The following is a 15,856-nucleotide window of genomic DNA, read 5'->3' as shown; positions in this document are numbered from 1 at the left end:
TGCCAATAAGATTGCCGAATTGCTGAAGCAACCGCTCAGTGAGCAGCAGGCCGGCCTTGGGAGCCTTTTCGCCCAGATAGGAAGCCTGATGTCCGCGCAGAACAGCGGGAACGTTTCTTTGCCGGATCCCGTGGTCAAGGCAATGCAGCAGATTCTTGGTCTACGCTTGTCGTCGGCCCAGGCACCGACCGCGCAGGATCTGCAACAGGCTGTAAGATTGTCCGGACAGTTTCGCGAAGCACAATTGTCCCTGCCTTCCGGAGCGCAGCCGCAGGGTCAAGTCGCGCTGCCGGATTTGAAATCCGCCCTTTTGTCGTTCAAGGCACTGCTTCAGCAGTTGGGTGCCCGCTCTGAAATCACCCACCCCGCAGGACAGCCTCCGGCGCCATCCCGGCATGGTGCACCACAAGGCCAGGCGCAACAGACCAGCAGCGGGTTCTGGGCAGGAGCTGCTTCGCAAAATCTGCAGGCACTTCTGAAGGAAACGGATTCGGCCCTGGCGCGCCTGCGGCTGACGCAGCTCAGCAATACGAAACTGTCCAGGGACGATGGACCGCGCGCAGCGTCCCGTCCGATGGATCTTGTGGTTGAGCTGCCGCTCGCGTTTGGCAATGAAACGGCCGTGATGCAAATGCAGGTCGGCCGCGATGGGGCCGGAAACCAGGAAGATGATGAGGGGGAACCCGCCTGGCGGCTGCGGTTTGCACTCGATCTGACCGCGACAGGACCGCTGGAAGCTGCCATCAGTCTGCGCGGCGGCGGTACCTATGCCAGCTTGTGGGTGGATCGCAAGGAAACCTTCGACAGCCTGAACGCTGTTCGCGAAACCATGGAAGCCGCTTTTGCCGATGCGGGGCTGGATCTTCAGGAACTGCGGCTGATCCGGGGGCTCCCACCCAGAACAGCGGCCAAATACGGCGCATTGATCGACAGGCAATCGTGAGACGGAACCGGCAATGAGTGAAAAGGACAAATCCGGGAAGAAGCTTGCGGTCGCACTGCAATATGAGAACGAGGGCGCTCCCGTTGTTACCGCCAAAGGCGCGGGCTCCATGGCTGAACAGATCGAACGTCTTGCGCGGGAAGCTGGCGTGCCGATTGAACAGAACCCGATGATGGCTGAGGCCCTGTCGCAGATTGAGGTCGACCAGGAAATTCCGATCGAGCTTTATCAGGCGGTCGCCGTGCTGATCGGCTTCATCATGCGGACTGGCCAGGCCAAGCACCCGCCGCAGGAATGATGGCGCAAGGCTGAGTCTTGTCGCGCTGACAAAGCAATTGCCACTGTGACCTTCCGTTGCACGCATGTTGGTCGTGTTTCCTGGCTCTGGAAATGATCAGGCCGGGGGGGCATTCCGCTCGTCCGTGGCGACACGGATGCTTGTTGCAACGCTTCGCAATGCGCGATTGCCAGGCAAGCAGACAGGAAAGGCGCGTCCTGCTGTGCGAAAGCTGACGCTTCAGGCAAGGAAAACCTTGCAGCCAGGACAATTCCCGACTAGGTCATCAAACGGCTACAAATTCGCGCCGCAGCATGTCTTTCCAGCTGGTTGACCAGACGCGAAATCAAAACGAACAGGATTTTTGACGACTATGACGATTGTCGACGTACGCACACCCGATCCGAAGAAATTCATCAAGGGCGCGACGGGCGATTGGGAAATCGTGATCGGTATGGAAGTCCATGCCCAGGTCACGTCCGAAGCCAAGCTCTTTTCCGGCGCCTCAACGGAATTCGGCAAGGACCCCAACGATAACGTCAGCCTCGTGGACGCGGCCATGCCGGGCATGCTGCCGGTGATCAACGAGGAATGCGTGCGTCAGGCGATCCGCACCGGCCTCGGTCTCAAGGCCGAGATCAATCTGAAGTCCGTGTTCGACCGCAAGAACTATTTCTATCCGGATTTGCCGCAGGGCTACCAGATCTCCCAGTTCAAGCAGCCGATTGTCGGAGAAGGCAAGATCCTTCTCGACATGCCGGACGAACAGGTCGAGATCGGTGTGGAGCGCCTGCACCTTGAGCAGGACGCCGGCAAGTCTCTGCACGACCAGCATCCGACCATGTCATTCGTTGACTTGAACCGTTCCGGCGTGGCGCTGATGGAAATCGTCTCCAAGCCGGACCTGCGGTCTTCCGACGAGGCAAAAGCCTATCTGACCAAGTTGCGCACTATCCTGCGCTATCTCGGCACCTGCGACGGCAACATGGACCAGGGGTCCATGCGCGCCGATGTCAACGTTTCCGTCCGCCGTCCGGGCGGTGAATTCGGTACGCGCTGCGAGATCAAGAACGTCAACTCGATCCGCTTTGTCGGCCAGGCCATTGAATATGAAGCACGTCGCCAGGTAGCACTTCTTGAAGACGGCGGCTCCGTCGATCAGGAAACCCGCCTGTTCGATGCTGTGAAGGGCGAAACACGGTCCATGCGGTCCAAGGAAGAAGCGCATGACTACCGCTATTTCCCGGATCCCGACCTGCTGCCGCTGGAGTTCACGCAGGCGTTCGTCGACGAACTGGCACAGCACCTGCCGGAACTGCCGGACGACAAGAAGAACCGCTTCATGGGCGACTATGGCCTCACCGCCTATGACGCCGAGATCCTGATTGCCGAAAAAGCTTCTGCCGATTTCTTCGAGGAAGTCGCCAAGGGCCGCGACGCCAAACTGGCTGCCAACTGGGTGATCAACGAGCTCTTCGGCCGCCTGAACAAGGAAGGCAAGGACCTTTCGACCAGCCCGGTTTCCGCGGCGCAGCTTGGCGGTATCGTCGATCTGATCAAGGACGGCGTCATCTCCGGCAAGATCGCCAAGGACCTGTTCGAGATCGTGTGGACCGAAGGTGGCGACCCGGCGAAGATCGTCGAAGAACGTGGCATGAAGCAGGTGACCGACCTTGGTGCGATTGAAGCCATCGTCGACGAAATCATTGCCGCAAACCCGGACAAGGTTCAGCAGGCAATCGCCAAGCCGGGTCTTCTCGGGTGGTTCGTCGGCCAGGTGATGAAACAGTCCCAGGGCAAGGCCAACCCGCAGGCCGTCAGCGACATGCTGAAGCAGAAGATCGGTCTGGAGTAAGACCATGAGCGGTGAGGGGACAGCGCCGAAAGTTGAGCTGCCCATCACCGGTTCCTGCCATTGCGGGGCGGTGTATTACGAAATGAAGACACCGCCTCGACAAGCCGTCGAATGCAACTGCTCCATCTGCCGCCGACTGGGCACCGTCTGGGGGCATGGCGAAGCTGGCGATATCGAGATCAAGGCGGCCCCCGGAGCAACACTCAGCTACGTCTGGGGCGACAAGGGACTGGCTTTCCACACCTGCAGCACTTGCGGCTGCACCACCCACTGGCAAAGCCTGTCGGCTGAGTTTCCCGATCGGTTGGCAGTCAACCTCCGGCTAGCGCCTCCTGGAACCATCGAGGCCATCGGGCTGCGTCACTTCGATGGCGCGGATAGCTGGACCTTTCTGGACTGAAGGCACGTTGAGTGCTCTGATCGGGCCGAAGCGCTGTTGCGCACGTAATGCCATCCACACCCGGGAGGGGCAATGAACGATCATCTTGCGAGCCTTTTTCTGGCTCTCGGCATCTTCTCTCTTGGTTTCATCAGCATTGGACCAAACATCCTCGCCATCATCGGGACGTCGATGGAACGTGGTCGCAAGTCCGGCACCCAGCTCGCGTTGGGTGTAGGCGCAGGCTCCGGTCTATGGGCAACCTTCACGGTTGCCGGACTGACTGCACTGATTGCCGCTTATGCCCAGGCCGTTACCGTTCTGAAGATTTTCGGGGCGGCCTACCTGTTGTGGTTGGCATTCAAGGCATTCCGTGCGGCTTCAAGGCCGGCCAACGCAATGCATGTGACCGGTGCAAGGGGACGCAATCTGTTCCTGCAGGGGCTCGCTATACAGATGACCAACCCGAAGGCGGCACTGCATTGGATCGCGATTGTCGGGATAGGCCTGGGCGCTGATACGCCGCTATGGGGCGGTCTGCTGCTGATTGGCCTGAGTACGGCAATTTCCATCATCGGGCATGTCGCCTATGCAGTAACGTTTTCAAGCGCACCCGTCATCCGCTTCTATCGGCGCAGTCAGCGCTGGATAAGTGCAACGCTGGGCGTCTTCTTCTCCTTCGCAGCCTACAAACTGGCTACATTCCGGCCTTGAGCGGAAAGACCTCGCTGCCAACTGCCTGTTTCAAGCTTTCAGGACAATTTCCACTGAAGCTCAGTGGACATAACTGTTCAGCAGACAACAGGTTCTCGGTGACGTTCAGTTGGTGCGCTTGGTTCAGATCCGGTCTGCGGCCTCCGGGGCAGGTGAGCGAAACCGCTTGGGCAGTGCTGCGAGCAACATGACCGTTGCGACACATAGTAATGCAAACAGAGCTGCGGTTGCGCTCATTGAGGCTACGCCACCCGTTTCAAGCATCCATCCGCCCACGAAGGTACCAAGTGCAATGCCGACATTGGCGGCTGCAATGTTCATGGATGCCGCGAAACTCTTGTGATCAGGCCCTGCCGTCATCACGCGCACCTGCGACAGCACGAAGCCGGCAGCGTGGGCCATGCCCCAGGCAATCAGGACGACTGTCAAAAGCAGGATGGGAGCAGTCGCCAGAAGGCCGAAGGCCATGGCTCCGCCTGAAACAAGCAATGGAACGACAATGGCGCCGGCCAACGCATGGTCGGCAGTCCTTCCTCCGACCCAGTTCCCGGCGAGGCCGGCTGCACCGAAAACCAGCAGCGCGATGGACATCTGATCTCCTTCAAGCCCGGCGTTGGCCAACAGGCTGGTGAGATACGAATAGCCAGCGAACATTGCCGAGAAAACGCAGACAGACAGGAAAAGCTGACAGAGAAACGATGGACGGCGAAGCAGGGAAAGTGCGCTGGCTGTCTTTGCCTGGAAAGGTGGCAAATGAAGCCTCAGATTGGCGAACAGCAGGACCACTGACAACAAACCAAGGCCTGCGACAGGGGTTTGCCAGCCAAACCGTTCTGCAAAGAATGTTCCGCAAGACGGCGCCAGGACGACACCGAGCGTAACGCCGATGTAAACTTTCGCGACGCCTTTGCCGGCGCCATACACCTGGGAGAGGTGAGAGCTTGCGAAACTGATGTAGACCGGCAATGCCGCTCCCTGAGCGACCCGGAGAGCGGCGGCAAGCTCGAAATTCGGCAATACGATCAATATCAGGTTGGCGGAGTTGGGCAGCATCATCCAGCCGAGCACCTTCGCCGGAGATGTATCAGACAGATACGCGGAAAGGAACGGCGCGGCGAGGGCGGAGCCAATGGCAAACCACGTCACCAGCCAGCCGGATTGCGAGGGTGTCATGTCCAGCTGCGCCGACATTGCAGGCGCAAGGCCGATGACGACGAATTCCGTCGCCACCAGCACCAGTGCCGACAGCCCGATTGTCAGGGCTGTGGCTTTGGAAGAACCTCTTGTCATCAAGCGTTGGCACCATTGTCGATCAACCAGTCTGCTCCTGTAACAGACTGTGCAGCGTCCGAGGCGAGAAAAGCGACAACATTGGCAATTTCTTCAGGCTGTGCATAGGCTTGCCGTGCCATGAGGGCCCGTTGCCCGTCGGCAAACGGACCGTCGGCAGGGTTCATGTCCGTATCTGTGGAGCCCGGATGCACGGCGTTTACCGTTATCCGCCGGGAGCCGAGATCACGCGCAAGCGCATGGGTCAATCCGGTGACACCTGCCTTGGTTGCGCTATAGGCCACCAGTCCGGCCATGGGCGCCTGAGCTGCAAGATTACTGCCGATCGAGATGATCCTGCCTCCGTCCGGCATGTGCGTGACCGCGGCTTTTGATGCAACGAACACAGCACGAAGATTGACTGCCAGGGATGTGTCGAAGTCCTCCAGGGACAGTTGGTCGACCGGGCCAACGAGAAAGACGCCGGCGTTGTTCACCAGAATATCGATCTTTCCGAAGGTGGATGCAGCCTTGTTGATCGCGCCCTGCAACTCATTGGCCTTGCTGTTGTCGGCACGAATGGCCAGTGCCTTGCGGCCCGTCTTTTCGATCGCCGCAACCGTCCCTGCGGCCGCGTCCTCGTTTGATGCATAACTGATCGCTACATCAGCTCCATCCTCGGCGAGCTTGCGGGCGATTGCTGCACCGATGCCCCGGCTTCCCCCTGTCACGAAGGCTGTTTTTCCAATCAATGTCATCGTCGATTCCTTTTTTGTAGTGATTGATACAAAATTAGATGGACTGCTTGTGTTCAAGGGTCAAGTGATTTATTTATCGATCGATACAGAAAGGGTTTGAATGGCAACGAGAGGCCGTCCAAGAAAATTTGACCGGGAAGAGGCTCTTGAACGGGCGATGCGTGTTTTCTGGTCGAAGACCTACGAGGGAACATCGCTGAGCGATCTGACATCGGCCATGGGAATAAACACACCCAGCCTTTACGCTGCCTTCGGCAGCAAGCAGGAGCTTTTCCGCGAAGCCCTGGCTCACTACGTCGAGAACTATCACAACGGTATCTGGACCGGTTTGGACGAGGCCCCCTCAATTTTCGATGCGGTCCGGTTCTTCCTGACACGCTCTGCAGAAGCCTATTGCATGACCGGACAACCACCTGGCTGCATGGTCGTACTGGGAGCTCAACACAGTTGCACCGAGGACCAGTCCGTTCCGGCGGGCTTGAGTAAGATGCGGAAGAACAATCTTCTCCAACTGCAGGCACGCATCGAGCAGGCAAAGGAGGAAGGTGAACTTCCCGGTGACTTCGATACCGCAGCCGCGGCAACGATGCTCTTCTCGATGCAAACGGGAATGTCGGTTCTGGCCCGTGATGGCGTGTGCGAGGACGCCTTGCTTGCTGCAGCCGACCAATGTGTCGAGGCTTTCAGGGCAATGGCAAACCGGCCCCGATAACAGCGATCCAGCAAGCCTGTCGCATCCATCGAGGCAGTGTCCGTCAGGCAAGCGTTACAGATTGAGCATCCCTACATTCCCAGGGGCTTTGAAGATGTAATAGCTGCACGATGCACAGCCTCAACCCGGTGCTTGATCAGTTGTTCCAGGCAGCACGGTATCTGCGTGACCACCAGTCATGCCTGGTTGTCAGGTCGGACTGCCTTGTTATTTTGCCCAATATCGAGGCAAGTGCCTCCGTTGTTCGCGCATCATTGAAGTTCAGCTGCAGGTTCATGGCGAACGCCTGCAATTCTTTCCTTTGGCACAAGCCTTGCTCTTCCAACTCTGGTTTGAACCATTGGAAGTTTTTGATGAAGCACGGCCTTGTTTCTCTGGTTGGTATCAATGTCCAACCTTAGATTTTTCGAGATCTACCGGAATCCGGAATATTTGTGGCTGCTCGCCAAGGGCGCATTGATCAGCGCTGCGCTGACAATCGGCGGCGGCATCCTGGGGTTTCTCCTCGCCGTGCTGCTGGCGGCAGTCCGCCACTACAGGGTGCCGGTTCTTGCCCAACTGGCGGCAGCCTATGTTGAATTCATCCGCAACACGCCATTGATCGTGCAGATGTTTTTCGTCGCCTTCGGTTTACCGCTGCTTCTTGGGTACCAATGGCCCTTCTGGGCCCATGCGCTGCTGGCACTCTCCATCAATTTTTCCGCCTATTTTGCGGAGATCCTGCGCGCGGGCCTGGCGTCCCTCGGCGCGGGGCAAACGGAAGCCGCCGATGCACTCGGTCTGCCGCGCTGGCTCAGCTTCGTGAAAGTGTGCCTGCCGCAGGCCGTTGCCGCCATGTATCCTTCGCTCAACAGCCAGTTCATCTTCCTGTTCCTGACAACCGGCATCATTTCGGAAATCGGCGTGACGGACCTGACATGGGCAGGTCTCTTCATCGACAGCCGGAATTTTCGCTCGTTCGAGATCTTCTTCACCCTGACGGTGATCTACCTGTTGATGTCGCTGGGGTTCAAAACCCTTCTGGCGCTGCTGCATGACCGGTTGTTCAAATGGAAGGTGGTTCGATGAAAGACGCCTTCGTGGCCATCCTTGGCAAACCATTCGGCATCGTCCTGTTCCAGCTTCTGGAAGCCACCCAATACACGATCTATCTGTCTCTGATCGCTTTCATCGGTGGGGGCTTGATCGGCGCATGCGTAACCGCTTCGCGGGTCTCACCGGTCAAGATATTGCGGAAGATCTTCACCGCCTACACCTGGCTGTTCCAGTCAGTGCCCTTGCTGATGCTGCTGTTTCTGCTCGGGCTGGGTATTCCGCATCTTTTCGAAATCCAGATTGACCCGTGGCGAGCGGCCGGCATTGCCCTGACGCTTTATACCAGTGCCTATCTGGCCGAAGTCTGGCGCGGGGCACTGACGGCCATACCGGCAGGCCAGCATGAAGGCGGCAAGGCGCTGGGCATGACCTTCGCCCAGATCATGTTCCTGATCATTCTGCCACAGGCGTTTCGCCTGGCCATTGCGCCCACGGTCGGCTTCATGGTGCAGATCATCAAGGGCACGTCGCTTGCCTATATCATCGGCTTTCACGACCTGATGACGGTCGGCAAGCGCTGGGCGAACGCGCCCGTGCCGGGCACCCAACCCTTTGTCATCTATCCGCTGATGGCGATGATCTATTTTTCTCTTTGTTTTCCGTTGTCTGTGTGGTCGCGGCGCCTTGAAAAGCGCCTCGGATCCACATCGTCCAAGGGCGGGGCTGCCGCCGCCGCCTGACAAATCGCGCTTCAAGAACAACCGAAGGAGGGTCGCGTAATGTTGAAAAAAATTTTGGGGCTGACAGGCTTGGCAGTTTCTGCCGCATTGATGATTGCTAGTCCTGCATCTGCAGAGCTGAAGGACATTCTGGAAGCCGGCAAGATCAAGATCGCTACGCCGGAGAATTTTCCGCCTTTTGGCTCGCTGGGCAGCGAAGGCGAATATGAAGGCTACGATATCGACGTCGCAAAGATGATCGCGGAAGACCTTGGCGTGGAGCTGGAGCTGGTGCCCGTCACTTCCAAGCAGCGCATTCCGTTTCTGGAAACCGACAAGGCTGATCTCGTGATTGCAACACTCGGTGCCAATCCGGAACGCGCAAAGTCGATCTGGTTCTCTCACGCCTATGCTCCGTTCTTTTCCGGAGCCTTTGCCAAGCCTGACGTGGCCGTATCCACCATCGCGGATTTTTCCGGCAAGAAAATAGCGGTGACCAGCGGCACACTTGAAGATCTGGCAATCACGGCGGATGCACCGGAAGATGCGGAAATCATCAGGTTTGGCGACAACGCGGCCACCATTGCGGCTTATGTTTCCGGCCAGGCCGACGTTATCGTGACCGGCAACATGGTGGCTTTGGGCATTTCCAATGACAACCCGGACTTCAATCTGGAAAACAAGTTCATCATCGCCAATTCGCCGTCTTTCATCGGTGTGAAGACGGGCAACATCGACCTTCTGCAATGGGTCAACGTTTTCGTTCTGCACAAGAAGCTGAACGGCAAGCTGGGCGAGCTGTCAGAGAAGTGGCTGAAGACGCCGTTGCCGCCTTTGCCTGCACTTTAAGGCCTGCCGGCTGAACGCTTGAAGCGCGCGGCGTCGAGCCGCGCGTTTTTGTTTTCGCAAGGGAAAATGCGAGGTTACAGGCTTCTGAAAATCTAGTATCCCCCTGCCATGATGTTTCGCAGTTCGACCGCCGGTACAGGGCCGGCTCCGTTTTATGCCACGCCCCTCGGGGTCTGGGGCGTCGTCGCCCTTTGGGGGCTCGCGCATATCCTGCTGAGGGCGTTGAACACGCCCGTCCTTGGTACGGACGATATGTTCGAGAACGTTCTGGTGCAGACACTGGAGCCCGGTTACATGCTGCGTCAGCCGCCGCTTTACGAGTGGCTGCTCTGGTCTGCGCAGCAATTGTTCGGCCCTACAATCTGGGCAGCGCTTTTCGTCAAATATACCCTGATCTCGGTTGCCGCGCTGTTTCTGTTTCTGATCGCACGCAAGGCCATTCACGACACGCGCCTTGCAGCCCTGTGTGTCTTTTCCTATTCGCTCTTCTACCAGTTCGGCTGGAACCTTCATGAAGGCGTCACCCACACGGTGGTGTTGACTACAGCCTGCGCCATGAGCGCCTTCTTCTTCCTGAAGGCGCTGGAGACACAGCGGCTCGGCTACTACGTGCTGTTTGGCATGGCGGCGGGGGCTGGACTGCTGGGCAAGCATTCCTACCCGATTTTTGTACTTGCCCTGATCCTGGCGGCGGCCAGCGACCCGGCATGGCGCACCCGGCTGCGCCTTTCGGGCCTGTTGCTGGTGCCTTTCGCGATGGCACTGATCTACAGCCCCTATGCCTATTGGATCTTCAGCGAAGGACTGAAGCTGCTGGCATCGGTTTCCGACACCATGGGTGTCAGTGCTGAAACATCGCATCTGATGCGCGCAGGCGAGGGGCTCGGGAAACTTGCCTTCGGACTTGTCGGTTTCTCGGTTCCGCTGGTCCCGCTGCTGCTCCTGCTGTTCTGGCCGCGCTATCTTGGCCGCAAAAAGCCCGAAACACCTGCCGTGAGTGACGCAGCGCGCCTGTGCGGGCGCACGGTTCTCCTGATGATCCTGCTGACGGCGCTGATGATTGCGATCACAGGTGCGACCTACGTCAAGGAACGGCACATGCACCCGCTGCTTCTGCTGCTGCCGGTGTGGCTGTTCGCCGACCTGGAACGCTTTGGATTTGAAAAGCAATGGCGCTGGCTGACGGCCGTTGTTCTGGCGGTTGTCGCGGTTGCCTTTCTCGCCCGGGTACCAGGGTTGGTCGCGCCGGACAAGACATGGTGCGGTGGCAAGTGCCGGCACATGAAGCCTTACGTGGACCTGAAGGCACCTCTGGCTGACCTGGGTGCAGCAGACGCCACACTGATTGCCGATGATGGCTATACAGGCGGCAATCTGAGGGTTTTGTTTCCCGATGCCCGGCTGGTGACCAAGGCCATTCCGGCCAGAACGCCACCGCGACAAAGCTGCTTCTTCATCTGGGAAGAGGGGGACAAGGAGCCGGACACGTCTGCAATGGAGCGCTTCAGTCAGGTCGCCTTCTGGGATGCCGGCGAGGCGCTTGAGGCAACCTACCTCACCGGCGCTTGGCCGCATTTGTGGAAGCCGCCTGGCTGGCGGACAAGCTGGTGGGGCGTAGCCAAGCTCCCGCCCGAGAGCCCAATCTGCCGCTGACCGTAATCTTTCCTGACCAAAGGCGCGAACCGAAGATGCCGGTCACAATTGCCTCGACCGTTTCCATCGAAAAAGCCCGCCCGGAGCACCTTCGCGAGATCGTCGCCATCATCAATGCGGGGGCGACCAGTGTCCGCAAGGACAGGGAATTTGCCGACTGGCAGGACTACCGCCCGGCATTTGACGCACTTGTCGCCGCACCCGAGTGCGATATCTACGTCGCGCTTGCCGAAAGCGGAGAAGTGGTCGGCACCTTCCAGATCCATTTCATGAAGGGGCTCGCCTTCCAGGGGCGTCCGAGGGTTGAACTGGAAAGCGTTCACGTGCGGGCAGACCAGCGTGGGTCCGGTGTCGGGCGACTGATGATGGCAAGGGCTGAAGACCTGGCACGGCAGGGCAACGCCTGCATGGTGCAGCTGACGTCGAACAAGGAACGCGAAGGCTCACATCACTTTTACAAGCGGCTTGGCTACGACCAGAGCCATCACGGCTACAAGAAGATGTTCGTCTGAGCCATCATTTATCAGTCGGTGTCTGGCGCGCTGTGCCTTGATGGAACCGTAACTGCCAGGCTCCGTCTCGTCTGCTCCAGATCGAACTGCGGTTTGCCCTTTCAACGTTACCAAGCTCACGCCTGACCTCACTGACATAGGTCACGAGAACCGAATTCGTGTCGATCACGGTGAACTTGAGGCCGGGCAGGGGCAGGCGTACGTCGATAGGTCGTGCGGCACGCGCGGGCAGGATCAGGTCTTCACGCGGATAGATACGGCCGGATCGGCCGAACTCAAAAAAGCCATCCGCAAAGATCCGGTCCATCAGGACCGGATCGTACTGCGTTTCCGCTCGCCACAGGCTTTCCTCCAGTCTGGTGAGCGTTTCGATATCGTCGGGCGTGAGGCACGTGTCAGACATGGATCCGGGCTGACCTGGTAAACCGGCGATGTCAGTCGACCCGTCGCCAGGTTTCCTTTTCGCAGACATTGAAAACGACGCGGACGCAGCCCTGTACTTCCAGGGCGGAGGCGTTCTTCGGGCGCAGAGTGGCATCCGCGCTGAAGCCGCGACGCGGATCATAGACCCGTCCTTTCCAGCCATCTTTCTGCGGTGCCATGCGCCAGAGCACGGTCAGGCCGAGCACCTTCCGTTTGCGCTTGCTTTCGTCCTTGTTTTTGAGATCCGGCGTGTTTTCCATTGAATAGCCTTTGGGGGCCGGAAACCGGACAATCTTGCCGCAGGGCACCTTGCCGCATTTTTGAATCTGGATGACGGCACCTGCCGGTGTCAGCCATTTGCCGTTGATGTCCGGGGCTGCAATGGCTTGGCCCCCCGTGCCTGCAAGCAGGAGAGCGAACAGACCGGCTTTCGATAACAGTCTGGAAGTCGGAAACGCAGAAACAAAGAAAGAAACAGGAACCACGATTATCCCCCGTCGCAATGCTGGTGACGACTGCGCCACAATCTCTGACCGGCAATTGCGACGGAGGAAAGGCCAAATCGACAGGATCTGGCGATTTCGGACTTTGTTCAGCCGTTTATTGTTCCCGTTTCCAGGTTTCGCCCTTGCAGATGAGGCCGCCCATCACGCAGCCCTCCAGTTTCAACGCGTTGGCGGACGTCAGCTCGATGAAGCCGGTATAGGTCTTGCCGTCCTCGGCGTTATAGACCTTGCCCTTCCACTGGTTTTCCTTGTCGGTGGGTTTCATGGCCTGAACGATCTGTACTCCCAGCAGCGGGCGGTCCCGCTTGGCCGCGTCCGGGTTCCTGGTGTCGTTTCGCGGCTCCCGCAGCCATATCAGCTTGCCGCACAAGGAGCTGCCGCAGGAGCTTATCCGGATCTTGGATGCCCCGTTCGGACGGACCCAGTCTCCCTTGGCATCGCCTGCGAGAGACATTGTTGCGGATGCGGTGATGATGGCGCCCGCAAGAAGTGCGGACGACAGAATGGTTTTCAGCATAAGTTCCTCCCAAAGCGGAATGCCTTCCGTTTACGGAAAGGGAATGTATAGCCCGGGAAACGTGCTGAAAAGCCGTCACCCAACGTCAGGTCGTCCGAAAATCCTCCTGAACGCCGAAGGGAGGTAAAGTCTGGTTTTGTGAAGGGAAGGGAACGAAATAAAGCCGGACAAAGAATTGTGGAAACGAATCCATGGTGAACAGAAGGTTGATGGGCCTTGTCAAATTTTCGGAGAATGTGACTGATTAAAAAGGGAAAATCGCAATCATATACTTACCGCAATATGAATTTCAGACTTATTTAAAATTTTGTTCGCATTACGTTAAACCTGTCTTTTAACGCCCCTTTTAACTGCTGCTGATGAAGTAGACGTCAAGAAACAACGGGGAAAGCTTCACGAAAGCTTGTGTTTCTTAGATCGGTCCTTGCCAAGCCATTGTGTTCAGCAAAGTGACCGGTTGGCAGTAGGGAACCGGAACGGTGGATCCAGAAGGATCGGAGCTGTTCCGCAGAAGTCAGACAGAAGAAAGGGGAGCGTTATGGCTCGTTTTGAAATGCACTCGGCCGATATGGCCATCATGGGCGAAAAGCCGGTTACCGCGGACATCCTGTTCCAGATGGGTCTGGATAGCGCTTGCGGCCGTCACGGCATGACCGATCTCATCACAGCGCACAAGTGGTTCAACATTGCCGCCCTCAAAGGCAACAAGGACGCAGCTCGCTACCGCAAGGAAATTTCCGGTGAAATGTCCACTTCCGAAATCGCCGAAGCTCAGCGGTCGGCTCGTGAATGGCTGTCGATGCATTGAACCGGATCAAGGCTGCCGGCCGAACGGCACCTGAACCGGTATCCACAACCTGACGCGGCAGCACAGTTTTCTGCCGCGTCCAGTTTCCGGCCCCTTGCCGGGACCGCTCCAGTCAATGGATCGGCGCCAGACCGTACTCATCCCAGATCGAGCGGTCGATTGGTGCACCAAGGGCATATTCGAACCCGCTGACGATCTTGCCGCTGGCGTCCAGCCGGCATCGATAGGCGATCTCGTACCAGACCCGGTTGCTTCTGAGGGCTCCGGCGGGCACGACAATCATATCTTCCTTCTGAAATGAATTGCGGAAAGCATGTGGCGCAAGCCGTGTCGGCTTGAATCCCGGCCGCGCATGACGAACTTGCTCCATTGCCTCCAGCGCGCAAATCTGTTCGCGTCCGTCTTCACTGGTCAAGGTTGGCAGAAACTCGCGTGCCTGTGCGGAACGTGGGTCGTTCAGGACATCATTGGCAAAATAGGCATTTGCAGTAACCCATTCCTGATCGGGCCTGGTCCTCGAAGAAGATGGGTCCGTCGGCGCGGGCAAGGTGGCATTCGAAGAAGGCATCTGTTCCGAAGACGCGTTCGAACCTGACAACGGATCAGCACTGGATTGCGGGGAGATTGCCGCAGTTTGCGACTGGCTCTCGTCGGTTTCTTCCAGCGCGGTTTCCGGCAGACTTGGCGGCAGGTATTCGGGAATGATCTCGACGGAGACAGGCTCGGGCGGTTCTGGCAGGATCGTCCGCCACAGCGCCGCATCGCTCAACAACGCATAGAGCGCAAGGTGCAGCCAGAGCGCACAGATCCACGGAAACCTTTCCGCGACAAACCGTGTCAGATGCGTCGGAGGGGCGAGCTCGGCTATGGCACTTCTCCGATACCCGGCCAAGTTGAAGAATGTCCATCGCACCAGAGGACTGCGGCTGAATTATGAAGGGGAAGACGGGAACTGGATCTGTTCCTGCAGACGGCGGCAGGCCAGTCAATCATCATGCGAGAAGGGTTTGAGACTTTCTGGTAGCGCGATGAACCACCTCAGGAAAAACGTTCCCTAACCCAGCAGCCTGGCAGAAGCCCGGGGCAGAAGCCTGGTCAGTTTCTTCCGGGTGCGAATTTTCCGTTTCGACATCTTTCCGCGCATTATGTCCAGTGGCGAAACAGCCTTGGCTCGTCTGAGCGCCGCAGTCCACTCGTCTGTCCATGCATTGAATTGTTCCGGGTAGCGATCGTCACGCATCGGGACAATTTCGAATGTCGTTCTTGCAGACCGGTTGCACGAGCAGGTGTGTCGCAAATTTTCCCTGAGAGCGTGATTGTCAAAACAGGTCGCGGGTATTGCAAGAAGACTGACCAGAGAAAATGTTTTGTCTGGATGAAGACGCGCCATCATCTCTTCAAAAAGGGTTGTTTCGCTTTTCAGATGCGAAACTTCTGCATGAAAGTCGTTTATCGAATTTTCTTCCGCCACTGCCGCGTTGCGATAGTAGATGAAGGTCGTTTTTTTACCGGTGTCTTTGATGAGTTTCCTGAACCTGTCAATCCGAACCCTGTAGTCCGCCAATACGTCACTGCTGTCGTGTGGATTGGAGTGCAGATGCGCGATTTTCGGGTAGTTCTTGAAAATGAGGAACTTCTCAACCGGATTTATTTGATGCGAGGCGTAAGTATAGTCGTGCTTGCTGGTCAGGCCCTTGAAGTCTGTCGCTATAATTTTCGAGACGTAGTCCAGGCCCGCATCAAGGTTCCAGAGCCAGTCGAAGGGGTATTGCTCATGCCTCAGGCCCAGCTTCTTGAGGTTTGTCGCAGCGTCACACCCGCCACCCAGCGAAACAAAAACGTTTTTCAAGTATCACCCAAAGCCAAATTCAATGATGAAAGAGGGTCGTTTTGCCGGTGGCGCGCCAAAAGTCAACTCCAAGATGTG

Annotated in this window: 19 protein-coding genes; 12 read left to right on the top strand and 7 right to left on the bottom strand. The window is 57.7% G+C overall.

The features are described 5' to 3' along the window. Positions 1-88: 88 nt before the first annotated feature. The 5 genes from fliK to B0E33_RS02785 all read left to right on the top strand — a co-directional run bounded on the left by fliK (position 89) and on the right by B0E33_RS02785 (position 4,168). Positions 89-943 carry a flagellar hook-length control protein FliK gene (gene fliK, locus B0E33_RS30805; RefSeq protein ID WP_156912333.1) on the top strand — a complete coding sequence of 285 codons (855 nt, stop codon included), beginning with the start codon at positions 89-91 and terminating at the stop codon, positions 941-943. A gap of 13 nt (positions 944-956) precedes the next feature. Beyond that, the gene (locus tag B0E33_RS02800; protein ID WP_022997768.1) at positions 957-1,241 is read left to right on the top strand and encodes an EscU/YscU/HrcU family type III secretion system export apparatus switch protein; all 285 of its coding nucleotides are present in this window, start codon (positions 957-959) and stop codon (positions 1,239-1,241) included. Between the two features lie 352 nt (positions 1,242-1,593). Next, positions 1,594-3,075: an Asp-tRNA(Asn)/Glu-tRNA(Gln) amidotransferase subunit GatB gene (gene gatB, locus B0E33_RS02795; RefSeq protein WP_022997767.1), complete on the top strand. Its 1,482-nt coding sequence runs from the start codon at positions 1,594-1,596 to the stop codon at positions 3,073-3,075. Positions 3,076-3,079: 4 nt separating this feature from the next. Further along, complete coding sequence (locus B0E33_RS02790) at positions 3,080-3,475, top strand: GFA family protein (RefSeq protein WP_077290361.1); 396 nt, start codon at positions 3,080-3,082, stop codon at positions 3,473-3,475. A 72-nt stretch (positions 3,476-3,547) separates the two neighbouring features. Further along, positions 3,548-4,168: a LysE family translocator gene (locus B0E33_RS02785; protein WP_077290360.1), complete on the top strand. Its 621-nt coding sequence runs from the start codon at positions 3,548-3,550 to the stop codon at positions 4,166-4,168. A gap of 123 nt (positions 4,169-4,291) precedes the next feature. Here B0E33_RS02785 and B0E33_RS02780 read toward each other — a convergent pair whose 3' ends face one another. Both B0E33_RS02780 and B0E33_RS02775 read right to left on the bottom strand, forming a co-directional pair. Continuing rightward, on the bottom strand, positions 4,292-5,458 hold the full coding sequence (locus B0E33_RS02780) for an MFS transporter (RefSeq protein ID WP_077290359.1): 1,167 nt from the start codon (positions 5,456-5,458) through the stop codon (positions 4,292-4,294). After that, positions 5,458-6,195, bottom strand: a complete 738-nt coding sequence (locus B0E33_RS02775; protein ID WP_077290358.1) for an SDR family oxidoreductase — start codon at positions 6,193-6,195, stop codon at positions 5,458-5,460. Before B0E33_RS02775 ends, B0E33_RS02780 begins: the two co-directional genes overlap by 1 nt. A gap of 100 nt (positions 6,196-6,295) precedes the next feature. Here B0E33_RS02775 and B0E33_RS02770 point away from each other — a divergent pair, with 100 nt between their 5' ends. The 6 genes from B0E33_RS02770 (at position 6,296) to B0E33_RS02740 (ending at position 11,675) form a co-directional block, all read left to right on the top strand. Further along, the gene (locus B0E33_RS02770; protein WP_077290357.1) at positions 6,296-6,907 is read left to right on the top strand and encodes a TetR/AcrR family transcriptional regulator; all 612 of its coding nucleotides are present in this window, start codon (positions 6,296-6,298) and stop codon (positions 6,905-6,907) included. Between the two features lie 387 nt (positions 6,908-7,294). Continuing rightward, positions 7,295-7,975 (top strand): amino acid ABC transporter permease, encoded by a 681-nt coding sequence (locus tag B0E33_RS02760; protein WP_062489369.1) that lies wholly within the window; start codon positions 7,295-7,297, stop codon positions 7,973-7,975. Further along, a complete protein-coding gene (locus B0E33_RS02755) occupies positions 7,972-8,682 on the top strand; it encodes an amino acid ABC transporter permease (RefSeq protein WP_055659542.1) in 711 nt (236 codons plus the stop codon). Before B0E33_RS02760 ends, B0E33_RS02755 begins: the two co-directional genes overlap by 4 nt. Positions 8,683-8,721: 39 nt before the next feature. Beyond that, positions 8,722-9,510 (top strand): transporter substrate-binding domain-containing protein, encoded by a 789-nt coding sequence (locus B0E33_RS02750; RefSeq protein ID WP_022997759.1) that lies wholly within the window; start codon positions 8,722-8,724, stop codon positions 9,508-9,510. A gap of 108 nt (positions 9,511-9,618) precedes the next feature. Next, positions 9,619-11,163 carry a glycosyltransferase family 39 protein gene (locus B0E33_RS02745; RefSeq protein ID WP_077290354.1) on the top strand — a complete coding sequence of 515 codons (1,545 nt, stop codon included), beginning with the start codon at positions 9,619-9,621 and terminating at the stop codon, positions 11,161-11,163. Positions 11,164-11,198: 35 nt separating this feature from the next. Continuing rightward, positions 11,199-11,675 (top strand): GNAT family N-acetyltransferase, encoded by a 477-nt coding sequence (locus B0E33_RS02740; RefSeq protein ID WP_077290353.1) that lies wholly within the window; start codon positions 11,199-11,201, stop codon positions 11,673-11,675. A 4-nt stretch (positions 11,676-11,679) separates the two neighbouring features. Here B0E33_RS02740 and B0E33_RS02735 read toward each other — a convergent pair whose 3' ends face one another. The 3 genes from B0E33_RS02735 to B0E33_RS02725 all read right to left on the bottom strand — a co-directional run bounded on the left by B0E33_RS02735 (position 11,680) and on the right by B0E33_RS02725 (position 13,121). Further along, positions 11,680-12,078 carry a nuclear transport factor 2 family protein gene (locus B0E33_RS02735; RefSeq protein WP_167579481.1) on the bottom strand — a complete coding sequence of 133 codons (399 nt, stop codon included), beginning with the start codon at positions 12,076-12,078 and terminating at the stop codon, positions 11,680-11,682. A 31-nt stretch (positions 12,079-12,109) separates the two neighbouring features. Continuing rightward, on the bottom strand, positions 12,110-12,583 hold the full coding sequence (locus tag B0E33_RS02730; protein ID WP_022997755.1) for a DUF2147 domain-containing protein: 474 nt from the start codon (positions 12,581-12,583) through the stop codon (positions 12,110-12,112). Positions 12,584-12,698: 115 nt separating this feature from the next. Beyond that, positions 12,699-13,121, bottom strand: coding sequence for a DUF2147 domain-containing protein (locus B0E33_RS02725; protein WP_077290351.1), 423 nt, complete (start codon positions 13,119-13,121; stop codon positions 12,699-12,701). Between the two features lie 568 nt (positions 13,122-13,689). Between B0E33_RS02725 and B0E33_RS02720 the strand changes: the two genes are divergently transcribed. Beyond that, positions 13,690-13,929, top strand: a complete 240-nt coding sequence (locus B0E33_RS02720; RefSeq protein ID WP_031268084.1) for a hypothetical protein — start codon at positions 13,690-13,692, stop codon at positions 13,927-13,929. 112 nt (positions 13,930-14,041) lie between these two features. Here the strand turns inward: B0E33_RS02720 and B0E33_RS02715 are convergent, their stop codons facing one another. Together B0E33_RS02715 and B0E33_RS02710 are read right to left on the bottom strand one after the other, a co-directional pair. Further along, on the bottom strand, positions 14,042-14,821 hold the full coding sequence (locus tag B0E33_RS02715) for a DUF930 domain-containing protein (RefSeq protein ID WP_077290350.1): 780 nt from the start codon (positions 14,819-14,821) through the stop codon (positions 14,042-14,044). 162 nt (positions 14,822-14,983) lie between these two features. After that, positions 14,984-15,778 carry a DUF1796 family putative cysteine peptidase gene (locus B0E33_RS02710; RefSeq protein WP_077290349.1) on the bottom strand — a complete coding sequence of 265 codons (795 nt, stop codon included), beginning with the start codon at positions 15,776-15,778 and terminating at the stop codon, positions 14,984-14,986. Between the last annotated feature and the right edge of the window lie 78 nt (positions 15,779-15,856).

The sequence above is a fragment of the Roseibium algicola genome, assembly GCF_001999245.1.
GTDB lineage: Bacteria > Pseudomonadota > Alphaproteobacteria > Rhizobiales > Stappiaceae > Roseibium > Roseibium algicola.
The sequence above is the reverse complement of the archived record's forward strand: the minus strand, read 5'-3'. Positions and strand labels throughout refer to the sequence as shown.

Coding starts and splice junctions, on each gene's coding strand:
- fliK (WP_156912333.1), top strand. CDS start 89: ATGTCCGCGCAGAACAGCGGGAACGTTTCTTTGCCGGATCCCGTGGTC.
- B0E33_RS02720 (WP_031268084.1), top strand. CDS start 13,690: ATGGCCATCATGGGCGAAAAGCCGGTTACCGCGGACATCCTGTTCCAG.
- gatB (WP_022997767.1), top strand. CDS start 1,594: ATGACGATTGTCGACGTACGCACACCCGATCCGAAGAAATTCATCAAG.
- B0E33_RS02760 (WP_062489369.1), top strand. CDS start 7,295: ATGTCCAACCTTAGATTTTTCGAGATCTACCGGAATCCGGAATATTTG.
- B0E33_RS02755 (WP_055659542.1), top strand. CDS start 7,972: ATGAAAGACGCCTTCGTGGCCATCCTTGGCAAACCATTCGGCATCGTC.
- B0E33_RS02745 (WP_077290354.1), top strand. CDS start 9,619: ATGATGTTTCGCAGTTCGACCGCCGGTACAGGGCCGGCTCCGTTTTAT.
- B0E33_RS02780 (WP_077290359.1), bottom strand. CDS start 5,458: ATGACAAGAGGTTCTTCCAAAGCCACAGCCCTGACAATCGGGCTGTCG.
- B0E33_RS02740 (WP_077290353.1), top strand. CDS start 11,199: ATGCCGGTCACAATTGCCTCGACCGTTTCCATCGAAAAAGCCCGCCCG.
- B0E33_RS02735 (WP_167579481.1), bottom strand. CDS start 12,078: ATGTCTGACACGTGCCTCACGCCCGACGATATCGAAACGCTCACCAGA.
- B0E33_RS02770 (WP_077290357.1), top strand. CDS start 6,296: ATGGCAACGAGAGGCCGTCCAAGAAAATTTGACCGGGAAGAGGCTCTT.
- B0E33_RS02785 (WP_077290360.1), top strand. CDS start 3,548: ATGAACGATCATCTTGCGAGCCTTTTTCTGGCTCTCGGCATCTTCTCT.
- B0E33_RS02750 (WP_022997759.1), top strand. CDS start 8,722: ATGTTGAAAAAAATTTTGGGGCTGACAGGCTTGGCAGTTTCTGCCGCA.
- B0E33_RS02725 (WP_077290351.1), bottom strand. CDS start 13,121: ATGCTGAAAACCATTCTGTCGTCCGCACTTCTTGCGGGCGCCATCATC.
- B0E33_RS02790 (WP_077290361.1), top strand. CDS start 3,080: ATGAGCGGTGAGGGGACAGCGCCGAAAGTTGAGCTGCCCATCACCGGT.
- B0E33_RS02800 (WP_022997768.1), top strand. CDS start 957: ATGAGTGAAAAGGACAAATCCGGGAAGAAGCTTGCGGTCGCACTGCAA.
- B0E33_RS02775 (WP_077290358.1), bottom strand. CDS start 6,195: ATGACATTGATTGGAAAAACAGCCTTCGTGACAGGGGGAAGCCGGGGC.